Source organism: Parasphingorhabdus halotolerans, from assembly GCF_012516475.1.
GTDB classification, from domain to species: Bacteria; Pseudomonadota; Alphaproteobacteria; order Sphingomonadales; family Sphingomonadaceae; genus Parasphingorhabdus; species Parasphingorhabdus halotolerans.
The window spans coordinates 833,483-851,785 of the sequence record NZ_CP051217.1 but is presented as its reverse complement, the minus strand read 5'-3'; the positions used below and the strand labels follow the sequence as shown (position 1 = coordinate 851,785).

General features: G+C 52.4%; 16 protein-coding genes. 12 read left to right on the top strand and 4 right to left on the bottom strand.

Translation table 11 applies throughout. From position 1 onward, the window contains the following. Nucleotides 1–3: 3 nt before the first annotated feature. Together HF685_RS04145 and HF685_RS04140 are read right to left on the bottom strand one after the other, a co-directional pair. Nucleotides 4–996 (bottom strand): aldo/keto reductase, encoded by a 993-nt coding sequence (locus HF685_RS04145; RefSeq protein ID WP_168818417.1) that lies wholly within the window; start codon nt 994–996, stop codon nt 4–6. After that, nucleotides 993–2,213, bottom strand: a complete 1,221-nt coding sequence (locus tag HF685_RS04140) for a dicarboxylate/amino acid:cation symporter (protein WP_168818416.1) — start codon at nt 2,211–2,213, stop codon at nt 993–995. Before HF685_RS04140 ends, HF685_RS04145 begins: the two co-directional genes overlap by 4 nt. Before the next feature lie 202 nt (nt 2,214–2,415). Between HF685_RS04140 and glmM the strand changes: the two genes are divergently transcribed. The 8 genes from glmM to HF685_RS04100 all read left to right on the top strand — a co-directional run bounded on the left by glmM (nt 2,416) and on the right by HF685_RS04100 (nt 11,353). Beyond that, nucleotides 2,416–3,753 carry a phosphoglucosamine mutase gene (gene glmM, locus HF685_RS04135; protein WP_168818415.1) on the top strand — a complete coding sequence of 446 codons (1,338 nt, stop codon included), beginning with the start codon at nt 2,416–2,418 and terminating at the stop codon, nt 3,751–3,753. 2 nt (nt 3,754–3,755) lie between these two features. Then, nucleotides 3,756–3,983 (top strand): DUF1272 domain-containing protein, encoded by a 228-nt coding sequence (locus tag HF685_RS04130; protein WP_168818414.1) that lies wholly within the window; start codon nt 3,756–3,758, stop codon nt 3,981–3,983. Nucleotides 3,984–3,988: 5 nt separating this feature from the next. Beyond that, nucleotides 3,989–4,189 (top strand): hypothetical protein, encoded by a 201-nt coding sequence (locus HF685_RS04125; protein WP_168818413.1) that lies wholly within the window; start codon nt 3,989–3,991, stop codon nt 4,187–4,189. Then, nucleotides 4,186–5,337 (top strand): bifunctional hydroxymethylpyrimidine kinase/phosphomethylpyrimidine kinase, encoded by a 1,152-nt coding sequence (thiD, locus tag HF685_RS04120; protein WP_168818412.1) that lies wholly within the window; start codon nt 4,186–4,188, stop codon nt 5,335–5,337. Before HF685_RS04125 ends, thiD begins: the two co-directional genes overlap by 4 nt. Next, nucleotides 5,334–5,903, top strand: coding sequence for a ribonuclease HII (locus HF685_RS04115; protein ID WP_246218739.1), 570 nt, complete (start codon nt 5,334–5,336; stop codon nt 5,901–5,903). The genes thiD and HF685_RS04115 overlap by 4 nt, the downstream gene beginning before the upstream one ends. 231 nt (nt 5,904–6,134) lie before the next feature. Next, nucleotides 6,135–7,313 (top strand): site-specific DNA-methyltransferase, encoded by a 1,179-nt coding sequence (locus HF685_RS04110; protein ID WP_168818410.1) that lies wholly within the window; start codon nt 6,135–6,137, stop codon nt 7,311–7,313. A 1-nt stretch (nt 7,314) separates the two neighbouring features. After that, entirely contained in the window at nt 7,315–8,460 is a 1,146-nt protein-coding gene (gene folP, locus HF685_RS04105; RefSeq protein WP_246218738.1) for a dihydropteroate synthase, read from the top strand. A 223-nt stretch (nt 8,461–8,683) separates the two neighbouring features. Next, nucleotides 8,684–11,353: an EAL domain-containing protein gene (locus tag HF685_RS04100; RefSeq protein WP_168818409.1), complete on the top strand. Its 2,670-nt coding sequence runs from the start codon at nt 8,684–8,686 to the stop codon at nt 11,351–11,353. Nucleotides 11,354–11,368: 15 nt separating this feature from the next. On the opposite strand, the gene HF685_RS04095 is transcribed toward HF685_RS04100, so the two are convergent. Continuing rightward, complete coding sequence (locus HF685_RS04095; protein ID WP_168818408.1) at nt 11,369–12,625, bottom strand: threonine ammonia-lyase; 1,257 nt, start codon at nt 12,623–12,625, stop codon at nt 11,369–11,371. A gap of 85 nt (nt 12,626–12,710) precedes the next feature. Between HF685_RS04095 and HF685_RS04090 the strand changes: the two genes are divergently transcribed. The 4 genes from HF685_RS04090 to HF685_RS04075 all read left to right on the top strand — a co-directional run bounded on the left by HF685_RS04090 (nt 12,711) and on the right by HF685_RS04075 (nt 16,637). Next, nucleotides 12,711–13,586: an NAD(P)-dependent oxidoreductase gene (locus HF685_RS04090; RefSeq protein WP_168818407.1), complete on the top strand. Its 876-nt coding sequence runs from the start codon at nt 12,711–12,713 to the stop codon at nt 13,584–13,586. Between the two features lie 6 nt (nt 13,587–13,592). Further along, on the top strand, nt 13,593–15,263 hold the full coding sequence (locus HF685_RS04085; RefSeq protein WP_425500174.1) for an amidohydrolase: 1,671 nt from the start codon (nt 13,593–13,595) through the stop codon (nt 15,261–15,263). A gap of 211 nt (nt 15,264–15,474) precedes the next feature. Continuing rightward, nucleotides 15,475–15,711, top strand: a complete 237-nt coding sequence (locus tag HF685_RS04080; RefSeq protein ID WP_168818406.1) for a hypothetical protein — start codon at nt 15,475–15,477, stop codon at nt 15,709–15,711. A gap of 185 nt (nt 15,712–15,896) precedes the next feature. Further along, nucleotides 15,897–16,637 carry an arginyltransferase gene (locus tag HF685_RS04075; protein WP_168818405.1) on the top strand — a complete coding sequence of 247 codons (741 nt, stop codon included), beginning with the start codon at nt 15,897–15,899 and terminating at the stop codon, nt 16,635–16,637. A gap of 104 nt (nt 16,638–16,741) precedes the next feature. On the opposite strand, the gene HF685_RS16265 is transcribed toward HF685_RS04075, so the two are convergent. Then, on the bottom strand, nt 16,742–18,256 hold the full coding sequence (locus HF685_RS16265) for an RcnB family protein (protein WP_246218737.1): 1,515 nt from the start codon (nt 18,254–18,256) through the stop codon (nt 16,742–16,744). Between the last annotated feature and the right edge of the window lie 47 nt (nt 18,257–18,303).

The window sequence follows — 18,303 nt, the reverse complement described above, 5'->3', positions numbered from 1 at the left end:
GCTTTAGAGACGCACCATCGACATCATGGCTTCACCATATCGGGGGCCGGCGGTGCCGCCCATTGGTGCGACTTTTTCCAATGCATCAAGATCATCGTCGGTCAATGTCACGTCAACGGCGGCCATGCTGTCTTCCAGAGTGGCACGGCGCTTGGAGCCGGGGATCGGGACAATGAAATCGCCCTGCGCCAACAACCAGGCGAGTGCGACTTGCGCTGCGGAGCAGCCATGGTTGCTTGCAATTTCTTTGACGACGTCCACCATCTTCAGGTTCTGATCGAAATTCTCTTCCGAATAGCGCGGATCACGCAAGCGGTAGTCATCATCAGCCAGATCATCCCGGCTCGTAATTTGTCCGGTCAGGAAGCCACGGCCAAGGGGGCTATAGGGAACAAAGCCGATGTTCAAATCCTGACACAGCGGCAATATTTCCTCTTCAATGCTGCGTTCCCACAAAGAATATTCTGATTGCAAGGCTGCGATAGGGTGTGTTCTATTGGCGCGCTTGATTGTATCAGCACCCGCTTCAGATAACCCGAGATAACGTACTTTTCCTTCAGTAACCAGATTGGCCATTGCACCTACGGTTTCTTCTATCGGTACATTGGGATCGACGCGGTGCTGGTAAAACAGATCAATCGTATCAATGCCAAGGCGCTGCAGTGATCCTTCGCAGGCGCGCCGCACGTTGGCGGGGGATGAATCCACCCCGATCTTGACGGGATTGGTCAAATCAAATCCGAATTTAGTGGCAATGACGAGCCTGTCACGGCGCCCTTTTATAGCCTGACCCAATAATTCTTCGTTCCGGTAAGGGCCGTAAACTTCTGCTGTATCAAAGAAAGTGATGCCAAGTTCAATTGCGCGATCGAGTGTGGCAAGGCACTCTGCTGTGTTGGCCTCGCCATACATACCTTTGCCAATTCCCGCCATTGGCATGCAACCAAGGCCGAGTGCGGACACTTCCAGTTCAGCGCCCAGTTTACGGTATTTCATTCAATATCTCCTTCACGTGCCGCGACTGTTGCAGTTACGCTCATATCCATACTGACATTGGCCACTGTCCTCATAATATCAGGAAAGGTCTCAATCGCCAAAAGCAAAGCAAGCGGTTCAATCGGCAAGCCCATTGCCAGCGCAATCGGTGCTATGGAGGTAATGAAACTGACCGATCCCGGCAGGCTGACCGCGCCCATCGTTGTGATCGCAGCAACAACTACACCGATAGCCAGAGCGCTGACCGATAATTCTATTCCCATGAGATGGGCGACATAAATCGCGACCGCTAGGTTCATGCAAGGCCCAGTGGCTCTGAACAGCGCGACCGAGATCGGAAGCACCACATCCGCGGAGCGTTCTCCGACACCCATTGCTTTAACGCCACTCACCATCGCCGGTAGTGATGCGAGCGAGCTTTGTGTGGAAATTGCCACTGCCTGTGCCGGGGCAGAAGCCCGGAAAAATGCGACTGGGTTGCGTTTGGCTCCCACCAAGGTCAGCAGATAGCTCGCAATCCAGATCACTGCACCGATGGCACTGACGATTAAAACATAATGCAGCAGCGCGCCAAACGCTGCCGCTCCGGCTTTGGCACCAACGACGAGCGCCAAGGCAAACACACCAATAGGGGCAAGCAGCAATACCCACTGGATCAGGATCAATAAAGCATCGGCCATTGCTTCAAAAAAATCCGTGAGCAGCGTGCGGGGTTTTTCCGGTAACCGGGTTATCGCAAAAGCAAAGGCGAGTGCAAAGACCATGAGCGGTAAAACTGCATCTTCTGCGGCGGCAGCAATCGGATTTGTGGGAATGATTGCGCGCAAGAAATCGCTGAATGGTGGGACATCGCCAGCCGGTTCGACGCTGCCTAATGCGGAGCGCAATGCCTCGGCAGCGCCACTATCCAAAGGAAAAATCTCCAGCAACGCGGGCGTCACAATCGCCGCCATCGCCGAGGAGCACCATAATATGAAAATCATGAAAGCGATTGCGCGTGCGGTCATCCGGCCCGCTCGCGCCATTGATGCAGCTTTGGCGATGCCTACTACAAGGAGAGTAAAAACGAGCGGGATGACAGTCATGCGCAGTCCATTAAGCCACATCGTGCCAACGACGTCGGCGCTAGTGACCAGCCAGTCCGCGCTTGATCCAAAGCTCAAACCGGCGACAATCCCCAATATCAATGCCGCCAGTATAATAAGCGCTTTTTTCAATGAGCTTCCCCGAACCAGACCTGCGTTTGGTTAGTGATACAGCGACGATAGGTGCTGGCAAGCCCTTAGTGTGTTTGACCGTACATAGCCAAAGCCTGTGAAAATAGATTTGTCTCTTGGTCTGGGCCTAGAGGATGGTCTAAAGCCGCTTACAGGGATACGCGAATTGATGGCGAACAGATAAAGAGGGAAAACACTTGGAATGACAAAGAAATTCTTCGGTACGGACGGTATCAGAGGTCTTACCAATCAACACCCGATGACGGCCGAAATAGCCATGAAGGTCGGTCAGGCCGCCGGACGCCATTTTTTGCGTGGGGACCATAGACACCGGGTTGTGGTTGGGAAAGACACCCGCCTGTCGGGCTATATGATGGAAAATGCGCTGGTTGCCGGCTTTACCAGTGTCGGGATGGATGTGGTGCAAGTTGGACCCATGCCAACTCCCGCGGTTGCGATGCTGACGCGATCCATGCGGGCAGATTTGGGTGTAATGATTTCTGCTAGCCATAATCCATATCATGACAATGGGATCAAGCTTTTCGGCCCTGACGGATTCAAGCTATCCGACGAAGATGAATTGAAAATCGAATCTTATCTGGACGAACCTTCAAAACTGGCGGCGGCGTCTGATATCGGTCGGGCGCGGAGATTTGAGGATGCACGCGGGCGGTATATTCATGCAGTCAAAATGTCGTTACCAGACCATATCCGTCTCGACGGACTGAAGGTTGTGGTCGATTGTGCCAATGGTGCCGCCTATCAGGTCGCCCCTTCGGCATTCTGGGAATTGGGGGCGGAAGTCATCACCATCGGTGTCGATCCGAACGGCAAAAACATAAATGATAAATGCGGCTCCACAGATGTTGCAGCTCTGCAGGAATCGGTCGTCGCGAGCGGCGCACATATAGGAATTGCACTGGATGGTGATGCTGACCGGCTGATTGTGGTCGATGAGAAGGGTAAGATTGTTGATGGCGACCAGCTCATGGCTCTTATTGGCTGGAGTTGGAGTCGAAATGGCTTGCTCACCGGTGACGGAATTGTTGCAACGGTTATGTCCAACCTGGGGTTGGAGCGATTTTTAAATTCTCAAAAACTCGATCTCGTTCGCTCAAAAGTGGGCGATCGTTATGTGCTGGAAGAAATGAAAAAGGGCGGATTTAACGTCGGCGGTGAGCAATCTGGTCATATGATATTGCTCGATCACGCAACAACCGGCGATGGCACAATCGCGGCCTTGCAAGTCATGGCTGAGCTCGTGGAAAGCGGCAAGCCAGCCAGTGAATTGCTGCATCTTTTTGATCCAGTTCCGCAGCTTCTCAAAAATGTTCGTTATAGTGGTGGCGATCCATTGGCTGACGAGAAGGTAATATCTGTCATTGCTGAAGCGGAAAAGGAACTCGACGGCGTAGGTCGATTGGTTATTCGCGCATCCGGCACCGAGCCCCTGATCCGTGTTATGGCGGAAGGCGATAATTCTGATCAAGTTAACACTGTTGTGGATCGAATTTGTTCCGTTGTGGAAGAGGCTGCCTGAATATGCTGGAAATGCGCCCAGATTGCGAAAGCTGCGGCGTTGATTTGCCCGCAGATCAGCCGGGAGCAAACATCTGTACATTTGAATGCACCTTTTGTGATGATTGCGTAAAAGGCAAACTGGCCCATATATGCCCGAATTGTGGCGGTGGATTTGAACCGCGACCCATTCGATCTATTGAATTGTTGAAAAAATATCCGGCTTCGGGCGAGCGGAAATTTAAAGGATAAGCATATTGATAGCCGAGATATTCCTCATTGTTTTAGCAATAGCTGTGATGATCCTGTTCATGCCAGTTGCAATCGGCGTGGGGATAAAAATCCTCGCGCCGGAGTGGTATCTCGCCAATCGTAGAAATATTATACTGACGCTGGGGGTGATCATCGCAGTCCTGCTGATCGGTATTCTGGTAATATTTTTCGGCATGGCCATATGATCGCTCCGGCCCGCATTTTATCCATAGCAGGGTCAGACAGCGGCGGCGGCGCTGGCATTCAGGCGGACATCAAGACCATCACCATGCTCGGTGGATATGCGATGACCGCTATAACGGCGGTGACGGCACAAAATACAATTGGGTTAGATGCGGTGCATTTAATCCCGACCGAGACTGTGATTGCGCAGATAGATGCCGTGGTCCGCGATATTGGGGTGGATGCGATAAAGATCGGAATGATTGGAAGCGCCGGGACAGCGACTGCCGTCGCGGATTATCTGGAACGGGTCAGCGTGCCTATTGTGTTCGATCCAGTGATGGTTGCGACCAGCGGTAGCACGCTAGCCGATGAAGCCACAATCGCCGCTTTTGGCAGTCTGATGGCGCTAGCCAGCGTCGTTACGCCTAATATACCCGAACTTGAAGCACTCGGCGGCAAAGAGGCGGTTCTCGGTCATGGTTGCCATCTGCTTTTGAAAGACGGGCATGGTGAAGGACAACGCATTGTGGACCGACTTTATTCGCCAAAGGGCTTGGTCACCAGCCTTGAAGGCAAAAGATTTGATACCAGCGACACGCATGGAACGGGCTGTACATTAGCGAGCGCTCTGGCTTGCGGAATGGGGCAGGGCTTGCCGCTGGTTGAAGCCTTCAATCGAGCGATCCGCTTTGTCAGGCTTGCCTTGCTGGAAGCGCCTCATTTTGGTGAAGGTAATGGCCCACTGGGGCACCAGCAGGTCCGCGATTTCTGGGATGAGGATGAGGTCGTCCCGGGTATTTCCTTTAATCAGGTGACCGTAGGCTCTTCCGATTATACTGCCTCCGTTGATTTTTATAAAAAGCTCGGGCTGCGACAAATTGTTGATAGCCCGGATAACGGCTATGCCCGTTTTGAGGCAGGAAATGGCGCAACTTTCTCGATTCATTCTGGTTCAGAGTCACCCAATGATGCTGTCGTTTATTTTGAAAGCCTGGCTCTGGATGCCTGGGTAAAAGAGCTTGTTGAAACCGGCATCGTCTTTGATCGAATGCCGCAAGATGAAAGCTGGGGTTGGCGCGAGGCACGGCTACGCGATCCGCATGGCAATATCATTTGTCTGTATCATGCCGGTGAAAACCGTCGGTATCCTCCGTGGAGAATCAATTGATCGTGCAGACAATTGCAGGCGTCGACGAAGCGGGCAGGGGACCGCTGGCTGGTCCGGTGGTCGCCGCTGCTGTGATATTGCCCGATGGTCACGGCATAATCGGTCTGGATGACAGCAAGAAACTTAGTGCAAAAAAACGCGCGACTTTAGAGCTCGAAATTCTGGAAAAAACTATATTCTCCATTGCTTTATGCGATCAGTTGGAGATTGATTCCATTAATATATTGCAAGCAACCATGCTGGCTATGACCCGTGCTGCTGACGGCCTGGTGGCGCGACCGGATCATGTTCTGGTCGATGGTAATCGCTTGCCTGAATGGGATCATGAGGCGATCGCGATAATTGGTGGTGATGCCCTCCACCCCTGTATTTCCGCCGCTTCCATCATCGCCAAGGAACATCGCGACCGGCTGATGATTGAGGCGGCAGTGCAATATCCGGAATATGGTTGGGAGCGGAACAAAGGTTATGGGACCGCGGAGCATCTCGCTGCGCTCCGCAAATACGGCCCGACGCCGCTGCACCGGAAAAGTTTTGCGCCAGTTGCGCAGATCGCACTCATTTAGTCGCAAATATCAAATTAAAATCGCCAATCGAGTCCTTTTTGTCACACCACTAGGGATTGAGTCCACGACGTACGGCGGGACTCTATATCTGGTGGCGGACTCGTTTCGTTCTCCTTTTTCAATTCCCGTTAACCATAAAGATACGCCTTTAACCTAAGTTAACGGCCTTGACCGTTAGCTGCGATGGACTCACCCTGATCGCGGCTGGAAACAAAAAGGGGATGATCCTTCATGGGTATCATTGAGCGCATTGACGCGCCGACAAACAAGGTTGCACCGCACAAGAAGACTGGGCGCACCATAAAAACGGGAACGGCTAAGCCGGCGGAAAATACTGCAAAACTGCCGTTAAACAGCATTTTGAAGATGGATTGTATTGAAGCCATGGCGTCACTGCCGGATGCTTCGATCGATATGGTTTTTGCCGATCCGCCCTACAACTTGCAACTTGGTGGTGATCTTTACCGGCCCGAAGGTGGCCAAGTGGATGCGGTCGACGATGCGTGGGACCAGTTTGACAGCTTTGCCGCTTACGATGCGTTTACAAAGGCTTGGCTATCAGAGGCGCGGCGTATTCTTAAACCAAATGGTTCGCTTTGGGTGATTGGCAGTTATCATAATATATTCCGCGTTGGCGCTTCGTTGCAGGATATTGGCTACTGGATCCTCAATGATATCATCTGGCGCAAGGCCAATCCGATGCCCAATTTCAAGGGGACACGGTTTACCAATGCGCATGAAACGCTGATCTGGGCTGCCAAGAGCGAAAAGGCGAAATATACCTTTAACTACCGCGCGATGAAGAACCTCAACGATGAATTACAGATGCGCTCCGACTGGGTGATGCCGATTTGCGGTGGTCAGGAACGGTTGAAACGCGACGGTGTCAAGGCGCATCCGACGCAGAAACCTGAAGCGTTGCTCTATCGTATCATGCTGGCAACGACCAATCCGGGCGATATCGTGCTCGATCCGTTTTTTGGTACTGGAACCACCGGCGCCGTAGCGAAAAGATTGGGACGTCATTGGATCGGTTGCGAGAAGGAAGATGTTTACTGCGAGGTCGCTGAAGAGCGCATAGAGGCAGCGCTTCCGCTCGACGAGAGTTCGCTGAAAACCATGCAATCACCCAAGTCCAAACCGCGGGTTGCCTTTGGCACTTTGGTGGAAACTGGCTACCTGAAAGCCGGTACCGAGATTTGCAGCAAAAACCGCAAGTTCAAAGCTAAAGTGCGTGCAGATGGTTCGCTGCTTTGGGAGGGTAAGGAAGGTTCGATCCATAAAATCGGTGCGACGGTGCAAGATGCGCCAAGCTGCAATGGCTGGACCTACTGGTATTATCATGACGGCAAGGAACTGAAGCCGATTGACGATTTGCGTCAGACCTATCTACTGGCAACGGAACCCTAAAATGGCCGACTTCATGGAACAGATGGAGGCTCAATCGGCACATTCCAAAATCTATATGAAGCCTGTCGGGTTTCTGGATAATCCACAGTATTTTGATGAACAAAATAGTCGTCTAAACAACAGTTTGATGTGGTTTTCTCAGATTGAATGTACGACGATAGATGAAGGAAAATCCGCCCGGGCGCTGGTACCCGTTGAGCAATGGCCGCAATTGTTGGAAAAAATGGTTGAGCCGCTGGCTGAACGCGCGACGGCGCTATTTGCAAATCTCACCAGACCGCATGCGCCATTGCAATGCGGCGAGCGGGTGATCCGTTTTGATCAGCCGCATGTCATGGGTATATTGAACAGGACGCCCGACAGCTTTTCGGATGGTGGCAAGCATGCAGGAAAAAATGGGAGCGATCCGCAAGCTGCCATAGACGCTGCCTTCAATATGGCTACCGCTGGGGCCTCGATCATCGATATCGGCGGTGAATCAACCCGTCCCGGGGCCGAAGCGGTTTGGGAAGGTGACGAAATCAAGCGAGTGGTGCCAGTGATTGAAAAGCTCACGCACTGTGGCGCGGCGATTTCGGTCGATACGCGCAAGGCCGCTGTCATGGAGGCCGCCATCGCAGCAGGAGCGCATATTATCAATGATATATCAGCACTTCTTCATGATAAACGTTCGCTTGAGGTGGCCGGAGTTTCTGGCAAACCGGTGGTGTTGATGCACGCCCCTTCCAGCGGCAAAGATCCGCACAAAGGTAATGGGTATGGCAATGTTGTTACGGAGACCTTCGATTGGCTGGAGCAACGCATAGCCGATGTTGTCGAAGCCGGTTTTGAGCGCGAAAAAATCATCGTCGATCCGGGGCTCGGTTTCGGAAAGTCTCTCGCTGACAATCTGGCGTTGATGAACAATCTTGCGATGTTCCATGCGCTTGGCCAACCGCTGCTGATCGGCGCGAGCCGCAAACGCATGATCGGTGCCCTGTCAAAAGAAGCGCCGGTTGACCAGCGTCTGGGCGGTTCTATCGCGCTTGCCCTTCATGCCATCCAACAGGGTGCGCAAATCGTTCGGGTTCATGATGTGCCGGAAACGGTGCAGGCGGCGCAAGTCTGGCGCGGGATGCGCGATGCGGGGGTTACAGCGCGGGTTTAGGTAATTGGAAAATCAGACCGCTGTTCTTGTTCATGCGTCCGAGACTATGGTAATCGCCTGCGTGGCAATTCGTAAAACCGCTCGCTCAATACTGCCGTGATTGGTCCCGATAGCGGTCATTCCAAGCGAGTGACTTCCATGAGAACTGTCTCTGCGTTCAAAAATTACCATTCATGGCGTCGAAAGTAAGAAGATAGAAACTCTTTACCGTTAGCCCTTTCTGATGAATTTGCGACGTAATACTGCCAGTATTGAGCCATTACCAGCCAAATTGGCGGGTTGGACGAGTTTGGGTATTGTCCCATCGTCCGACAATGATAGCGTGTCGCAAAGAATTGCCGATGATATATTGGCTTTATCAAGTTTTTGGCCCTTGATCCCGTTGGTAAAAGTCGCTGGATTGATCTTTCTCTATCTGGCGGACCAGAACGCGACTCTATCAATGCATGCCATGACGATGTCCTTGGCCGCATCGACCTTTTTCTTCGATCTTTGTATCTGCGGTGCCGCAAAATTCAAGAAATTCAAGACTTTACAACCGTATTTGCAACTCCGATTCATGCTTGTTTTTGCCTGTCTTTCGGGAATCACATTTGCTGTTTTCCAGCTGTCATTGATTGACCTCCAATCATCGCCGCTGCTCGCAGCGTCCTGCGTCGTTTTTCAATGTTTTACCACAATGATTGTCGCCATTATTGCTGGAAAACAACGGATCGTTGGGGTTTCTTTTAGTACCGGTGTGGTAGCGGTTCTGTTTTTCGCGTTGCCGTTTTTTGCGTTTGGCTTTGCTTTCTTAATTTTTGTGTCCGCAGCCTATGTCGCGACTTTAGAACATATCCGCCGGGATCACGCTGACAATCTACGTATAATAGAAAAACGTCAGGGCGAAAAGCGGGCTAGCTTACTGCTGACGGAATATGAAAATGCGGGTTTGGGTTGGTTCTGGGAAACGGATCGAGATGGCAAAATAATCTATATTTCCGATTCTATCCGGAAATATTCAAGCGACACTTTTGAAGACCTCATTGGTCAATCATTGACCAATTTGATTGCGCCTTTTGAAGCGGCTTCCAGTTCGCCAAGCGGCGAAAGGACTTTGGGGTTCCATCTGTCCAGTCGCTCGGCATTTAAAGAAATTTCTGTTCAGTCTGTGATATTTGGAGAAGAGCGCTGGTGGTCGCTATCTGGCAATCCGATATTCTCGCCATATGGTCAGTTTCAGGGGTTTCGAGGTAGCGGCACCGACTTGACGGCTATGCGGAGGTCGCAAGACGAGGTGAAGCAGCTCGCTCAATTCGATTCTTTGACTGGATTGTCAAACCGGCTTCAAATGCTCGGGATTCTTGAAAAAGCCCTGATAGACCAGATGGGTGCTACGCGGCCCTGTGCATTGTTCCTTCTCGATCTGGATCGTTTCAAGACGGTGAACGATACATTGGGACATCCTGCTGGCGATGCGCTGTTGAAACAGGTTAGCCAGAGAATTCAACGTGTCATAGGCTCACAAGGTCATGCCGGCAGAATTGGGGGAGACGAATTCAAAGTCGTACTTCCCGATATATATGATCGGAAACCTCTGGCATCCTTGGCCGACGCGGTAATTGCAACTTTGACGCAGCCTTACATGATCGAAGGTACTCAGATTACAATAGGTGCGTCCATCGGAATTGCGATTGCTCCAGAACATGGCGGAACGACCGAATCGCTCATTCGCAATGCCGATCTTGCGCTGTACGCAGCCAAGGATGGTGGACGTGGTATTCATCGCTTTTACGATAGGACCATGCATGCTGATGCGGAAGACCGGCGAAATTTGGAACAGGAACTCAGACAGGCGCTGTCTGCGGACCAATTTCATCTGGTCTATCAGCCACAAGTTTCAACCGCGAACGAAGAGATTTCAGGATATGAAGCTCTTTTGCGGTGGAATCACCCAGTGCGAGGTTATATTTCACCGGCAGTATTTATTCCAATCGCTGAAGAGGCCGGCCTCATTACACAAATCGGCGAATGGGCTTTGCGAACCGCCTGTGATGAAGTGGCGAAATGGCCAAGGAATGTCAAAATTGCGGTCAATGTCTCACCTATTCAATTTGCCAATCCCGGGTTTCCGGCGGTTGTGATGAACGCGCTTTCGAGGTCGCAACTTGACCCGGGTCGGTTGGAACTGGAGATAACCGAAAGCGTTTTCCTGAATGAAGGTGATAATACTGACCAAATGTTTGCCAATCTCAAATCCATTGGCATCCGACTTTCATTGGATGACTTTGGCACAGGCTATTCCTCTCTCAGTTACTTGAAAAAAGCACCATTTGACAAAATCAAGATCGACCAGAGCTTTGTGCGAGGCGCTTCCATTGCTGGCAATCGAAATGCAGCGATTATCAGATCCATTGTTTCCCTGGCCGAAGCCCTGGATATGGAGACAATCGCAGAGGGTGCCGAAACCCATGACGAACTGGCACTGATTCGGGATTTGGGCTGCTCTCACGTTCAGGGGTATATCTACAGTAAGCCCCTCGTCGCAAATGAAGCTGTAGCCCTTTTGGCTGAAGGCAGAGGGCCATTGGTTCCAACCGGACTCAAATCCAGCCGCCACCCGCGACGCACTGTGCTGAGATCTATTGCCGTCATTCATGACAACTATAGATATGATGCGCAGCTCCGGAATATTGCCATTAACGGCGCATTGGTTGTTGGGCTTTGGGATGTTCCGCCTGGCACCGAACTGATGCTGGAATTGGCCCCAGATTACGCCTGCTTTGCCACAGCTTGCTGGTCAGAAGGCGACAAGACCGGTGTTCAATTTGCTGAAGCCATAGATTTTAAGCGGTTAAGCAAAACCACTCCCAGCGTAAAGCGAAGTCTAGCGCGTGATCCGAAAGCAGCATAGAATCGGGTATCAAATCTAGTCTGCCAGTTCCACTTGCCGCACATCATAGCCCGATTTGTTCAGCGCTACGATCAGGCCCTCCAGTTGCTCGCGGTCTTTCGCTTCGCATTCAATATCGGTGATCAAGCCTTTGGCAGGAAGATTGGTGAATACCCGCTGGTGATAGACCTCAATGATATTCACTTCATGCTCAGCAAATTCGCGCACAACATTGTAAAGCGCACCCGGCTGATCGCGCAGGTGCAATCTCAGCCGTGCGAGACGGCCTGAGCGGGCGAGGTCGCGTAACAGCACATTTGCTAAAAGGCGCGTATCGATGTTGCCACCGCACAGGATCAGGCCGACTTTTTCTCCGGCGAATTTCTCTTTGTTAGCGAGCAATGCAGCCAATCCAGCGGCGCCTGCACCTTCGACGACCGTTTTCTCGATCTGGAGCAGCAAGCTAACCGCTTCTTCCAGCTGCGCCTCGCCAACAAGCAATATTTCATCGACATGTTCTTTGATGATCGCTGCGGTAAACTCTGACGGATTGCGCACCGCAATGCCTTCGGCCAGAGTATCGCCGCCTGCGGTCACTTCTTCGCCTTTGAGCTTGCCATACATGCTGGGATAAAGCGCCGCCTGTACGCCGGTTATTTTAATATCAGGATTAATCGCATGGGCCGCCGTTGCCATGCCGGAACACAGGCCACCACCACCAATTGGAATGATCAGGCGGTTGAGGTCGGGAACTTGTTCCAGCATCTCAATTGCGACCGTGCCTTGGCCAGCGGCAACATGGGGATCATCAAAGGCATGGATATAAGTCAAACCGCGCTGCTCGGCGAGTTCCAGAGCGTGCGCATAGGATTCATCATAATTGCCGCCAAAAATCACGATTTCCGCGCCGTGTCCGCGTGTTTGCTCCACCTTCACCATCGGTGTGGTGCTTGGCATGACGATGGTTGCGGGAATACCAAGGTTCTTTGCGTTATAGGCAAGTCCTTGCGCATGGTTACCAGCGGAAGCGGCGATCACACCGGCCTGGCGTTTGCTTTCATCCATTAACAATAAAGCGTTAAGCGCCCCGCGTTCTTTATAGGCCGCCGTGAACTGCAGGTTCTCGAATTTCAGGAAAACCTCCGCGCCTGCCATTTCAGACAAGGTAATGCTTTTGAGCGTCGGTGTTTGTACAATGCGGTCACGGATGCGGGCATGCGCGGCCTTGACGTCTTCATAGTCGAAGCTCGGTATAGTGGTGCTCTTTAGGGCGGTGCTGTTTTGGTCTGTCATAATGCCAGAGGCCCTAACGCATCTGGCCAATCAGGGAAACAATGATTATGGCCAATGACAATCCGCAGGTAAGGACAGGATTCATATGGCAAAAATAACATTTATCGGAATTGGTGTGATGGGCGGGCCAATGGCAGCGCATCTCGCCAAGGCAGGGCACGATCTCACTGTTTACAACCGGACCAAGGCGAAGGCAGAAAAATGGGTTCAAGCCAATGGTGGAAAGGCAGCCAGCAGTCCGGCGGAGGCCGCAAAAGATTCTCAGATTGTAATTACTTGCGTTGGCAACGACGATGATCTGAGCGCCGTGACCATGAGTCGCGATGGTGCGTTCAGCACAATGGCGAGCGGCAAATTATTTATTGACCATACCACCGTTTCGGCGCGAATTTCCCGGCAATTGTCGGTGGAAGCGGAAGGGCGCGGCATCCATGTTGTCGATGCGCCGGTATCGGGCGGACAGGCTGGCGCGGAAAACGGCGCGCTATCGATCATGTGTGGCGGCAGCAAAGAAGCGTTCGCCGCAGCCGAGTTGATCATGACGGTCTACGCATCGCGCATTGTTCATGTCGGGCGGACCGGGGCAGGGCAGACCACCAAGATGTGCAACCAGATCGCAATAGCCGGTGTGCTTGAGGGGCTGTCAGAAGCCTTGCGGTTTGCCCAGGCGAGTAAGCTCGATCTCGATAAAGTATATGAAGCAATTTCAGGTGGCGCGGCTCAAAGCTGGCAGATGGATAATCGTTGGAGCACGATGGCAAAGGATGAATTTGATTTTGGCTTTGCGGTAGACTGGATGCGCAAGGATCTGGGACTGGCGCTTGAAGAGGCGCGCACCAATGGTTCCACTTTACCGGTCGCCGCGCTTGTCGATCAATTTTATGCCGAGGTGCAGCAAGCTGGAGGTGGACGCAAAGATACCAGCTCCCTGGTATCGCGGATCGCCAAGGCAAGAGGATGAATAAGCATGATGAGTAAGTTCAGTTTGCGGGCGTTAGCGATTAGCTGCGCTTCTCTATCGGCAATTGCGGCAAGTCCGGCACATGCAGACAGCCTGATTGAAAATGTCAACGGCATGACTCTAACGAAATCGGGTGAAGTTATCCGTTTCACCGGCATGGTCATTGATGATGATGGCAAGGTGAAGGAGTTGCTTGATCGAAAGGACAAACGCCCCAAGCAGGTTGATTATCAGTTTGACGGTAAAGGCAAAAACCTGATTCCCGGATTTGTCGATGCGCATGGCCATGTGATGGGCATGGGTTTTGCCGCTTTGACGCTGGACTTATCCGACACCAAGTCGCTCGCCGAGGCACAGCAGAAACTGGCGGATTATGCCAAGCGCTATCCCGAGCGGCAGTGGATAATCGGGCGCGGTTGGAATCAGGAAGTCTGGGGTTTGGGGCGGTTCCCTAATGCTGCAGAGCTGGATGCGATCATCCCGGATAGGCCCGTGTACCTTTCCCGAGTGGATGGTCACGCAGCGTGGGTGAACAGTGCGGCAATGAAAGTTGCGAATATCACAGCAGCGACGAAGGCTCCTGCTGGGGGTTCGATTGAAAAAATTGACGGCAAACCAAGCGGCATTTTCGTCGATAATGCCGAATCTCTGTTTAGTGCCGCGATCCCCGCGCCGCGGGCCGTGGAGCGGGATCTCGCGCTGCAGAAAGCGCAGGAGATTTTGCTTGCGAACGGAGTGACGGCTATTGCCGATATGGGCACGACGATGGAAGATTGGCAGAGCTTCCGGCGCGCCGGCGACAAAGGCCAGCTCAAAGTCCGGATTATTTCTTACGCTGCCGAGATCGACAATATGGTTGCCATAGGTGGCCCGGGGCCATCCCCTTGGCTCTATGACGACCGCCTCAAATTGGCCGGGGTTAAACTCTATATGGATGGTGCGTTGGGTTCGCGCGGGGCGTTATTGAAAAAGCCTTATGCTGATAAGCCCGGCGAGACAGGTCTGGCTTTGCTAAGCTCTGCGCAACTCAAGAATAAAATGAGCCGGGCGGCGATGGATGGTTTCCAAGTCGCCACCCATGCTATTGGTGATAGTGCCAATGACGAAGTGCTGTCGGCGATTGAGGAAATGCAGGGAACCTTCAAGGGCGACCGGCGCTGGCGAATTGAGCATGCGCAGATTATTGATCCTGCGGATCTGCCGCGCTTCGTTGCCAGTGGAGCGATCGCTTCGATGCAGCCGGTACACCAGACTTCCGACAGAGTGATGGCCGAGGCACGACTGGGTCCGAGCCGTTTGATTGGTGCCTATGCGTGGAAGTCGATCCTCGAATCGGGCGCACATTTGGCCTTTGGAACCGATGTACCAGTGGAGTCATCCAATCCATTTCCTGGAATAGCGGCTGCAATGACACGCGAAGATGCCACCGGCGCGCCGTTCGGCGGATGGTATCCCGAGGAAAGATTATCGCGTGAGGAAGCGTTTAAAGCTTATACTATTGGTGCGGCATATGCTGCTTTTGCCGAAGACCGATTGGGTAGTCTGCAACCCGGCAAGCGCGCAGATTTCCTGATTTTGGATGAGGATTTCATGCTTGCTTCTCCATCCACAATCCGAACGATGACGGTGAGCCAGACTTGGGTTGGGGGAGCACCCGTTTTTGTACGCAGCCGCTAAGCCATTCAACTGTCCGCGGAATTATCTCACCTAATCTGAAACTATCCAAAAATAGCCAAGCCTTTACTTGCGTTTTTATCGATCTTGTTGTAATCCCAACTCTCGATATGGTTCAAAAAGACAAAAGTGTCTGGGACTATATCGTGATTTGGGCGCATTGGGGCTAAATTTTGGCCTCACTCAATGACACTACCACTGATTGGAGTACATAATGAAGTTCAATAAACTAGCATCGGCTACGGCAGCCGCAGCTCTGGTAATCGCACCTGTAGCTGCACAAGCGGCAGATAGCGTTGCACCAGCAGTTGAGCGTGTAAGCGCTTCGACAACTGCAAAAGGCGAGAAGTTGGAAGGCGAAAATGGCATTCTGATCGCTGTCTTGGCCGCAGCTGCTGTAATCGCTGGCATTATCATCATTGCTGATGATAATGATCCAACAAGCCCTTGAGCTTTTTTGGTAAATAAATTTGAAAACGGGGCGTTTATCGTCCCGTTTTTTTTGCGTCTGAGTTTGTCGAAACACAGCATTAAAATCCGTGATGGATTTATGTGGTAAACCGCCTTTCAATTTTGTCCCGCAACCGTCATATTAGCAAAATCGATTCTTGAGAATTCTAACCAAGGCTGGCTTTTGTGACTGCTCCTGTTCGCTTCCCGCGATTTTTTGTGACCAATCCCAGTCCATGCCCGTACTTGCCCGGTAAAAGCGAGCGCAAGGTATTTACCGAACTCAATGGTCCACATACCGACGAGCTTAATGATGCCCTCGGCCGGATCGGTTTTAGACGTAGCCAGAATGTCGCCTATCGCCCCAGCTGTCTGGACTGCAAAGCTTGTATTTCAGTGCGGGTGATTTCGGATGAATTCAAGCCGAATACTACCCAGCGGAAACTCATCAAGCGTAATCAGGATCTGGTGGTGCAGGCATGTGAGCCTTGGGCGACGGAAGAGCAATTTGCCTTGCTTCAGAAATATCTTTCCAAGCGTCATCCCGGCGGCGGTATGACCGAGATGGATGAGATGGATTATTCCGACATGGTTGAGCAATCGCCAGTCAAAAGCTTCGTCGTCGAATATCGCGAACCGACTGAAGATGGCAGTAAAGGCGCTTTAGTCGGCGCATGTCTGACCGATCAGCAGGGCGATGGACTATCAATGATATACAGCTTCTTTGATGCTGACCATCCAGATCGGGTTGGTTTGGGAAATTATATAATCATGGATCATATCATGCGTGCCCGTAAAGCCGGGCTGCCTTATGTTTACCTCGGCTATTGGGTAGAGGGCTCGCCGAGGATGAACTACAAAGTTCGTTTTCGCCCGTTGGAGCGATTGGGACCAGACGGCTGGCTCCGGTTCACGCCTGAAAAATAGATATTTTTAGTTCATTTCCGGCATCTTTCTGGTTGCTGATGTGACAAAAAGAAAACCCGCCAATCTCTCGATTAGCGGGTTTTTTTTGATCTAATCCAGACGGCCTAGCAATGAGCTTGCTGGCAACCTTTCAAAATGGGCTGCGGCGCTGGGCGTGGTTTCCAGACCCTTTTGGCTGCTGGTTTATACAGTTTCTTGGATGGGGCCCGATGAGCCTTTTCGTAGATCACTTCTTCCTCGATATAGGTCGTCGTGGTCGTGGTTGTGACAGGCTGGGCCTGAACGGTAATTGTTGTTATCGTTGGAGCCTGTTGCTGGTAGTAATAAGCCGGATAATAATATCCACCCTGCCAACCGCTTGGGTAACGTTGCTGCGGATAACCCTGCGGGTAGTGCGGGCGAGTATGATGCTGGACCTGCCCACTGTGGTGGTTATTGCCCTGATGGCCGCGATCATAGCCATATTTCTTCAGCAACTTCCGGCAGCGGTCCGTCCCTTGATCAATTGCCGCACCTGCGACCGCACCGAGACCTCCACCGATAAGCGATCCGCCGAGGCGATTTCCGCGACCTGCAATCCGGTTACCGGCCAGCGCGCCAATGGCTCCGCCAACAACCGCGCCGCCAATGCCGCTACTCGTCTTGCAACGTTCCAGATATGCAAGTTCGTCAGGGTCTCCGCGATCGATATCCGGATAGGTTTGGTACCGAGGAGGTTCGGTCCGAAATCCGCATGCTTCCGGGCTAAATCCGGGGTCGATATCGCAGCCCGATGGCCTTTGCGCGCTATTGCCCCAATGTGGCGTCATATTGCCTTCACCGATAAAGGTTCCGGAATATTCGCCCTCATAGGTGCGACCGTCAGCACTACGATAGGTTCCCTGCCAGTCGCCTTGATAGCTGCCATCTTCACGATAGGCACCATTCCAGTCGCCTTGGTAAGAGGCACCGCTATGGTATCCGCTTGGCGATGCTAAAACGCGATCATCGCCGTAAAACACGTTTTGATCGTAGGTTGCCTGACCGGCTTGATAGCCGTCGTTATAGCCCTGGTTATATCTATCCCAGTCGATATCGCGGCGCGTGTCATAAACAATACCGCGACGGTCGGTCAAAACCGCATCATCATAATAGCGGGACCAGCCATAGCCCACCGAAGGCTGACTAAGGCCATAATAACCGAAATTGCCGATGAAATAGCTCGGCTGCACAAATGTCTGTGGAAGCTGGAAGCCGCGATGCGGGCGCTTGTATCCATTGCCATAGCCCATCCGCCCTTGACGGACATATGATCCGCCGCGGTTGCCACCACCATATTTCATCTGCTGGCCGCTCATTTTATGTCCGCGCATCTGATTCATCTGGCCCATGCGCTTCATTTGGTGACCGCCCATATGCATTCCGTTCATTCCCTGGCCGCGCATTCTCTGCCCACCCATTTTGGGCATAGGCGTCTTAGCGCCCTGGCTAGCAGAGGCGAGCGCCGCAGGTGATGCGAAGCTCAGGTCCACGAGAGCCTCGGCTCCAGAGAGTGGTAAGGCCGAGTCGCCAGCCGCATTTGCTGCGCCGGGTGCCGCAGCCAAAAAGCCTGCAAGGCCAGCAAATAAAAGGGTCTTCATGGTTAACAACTCCCTGGTTCCAGACGCGCGACAGGCGCGTCCATGCG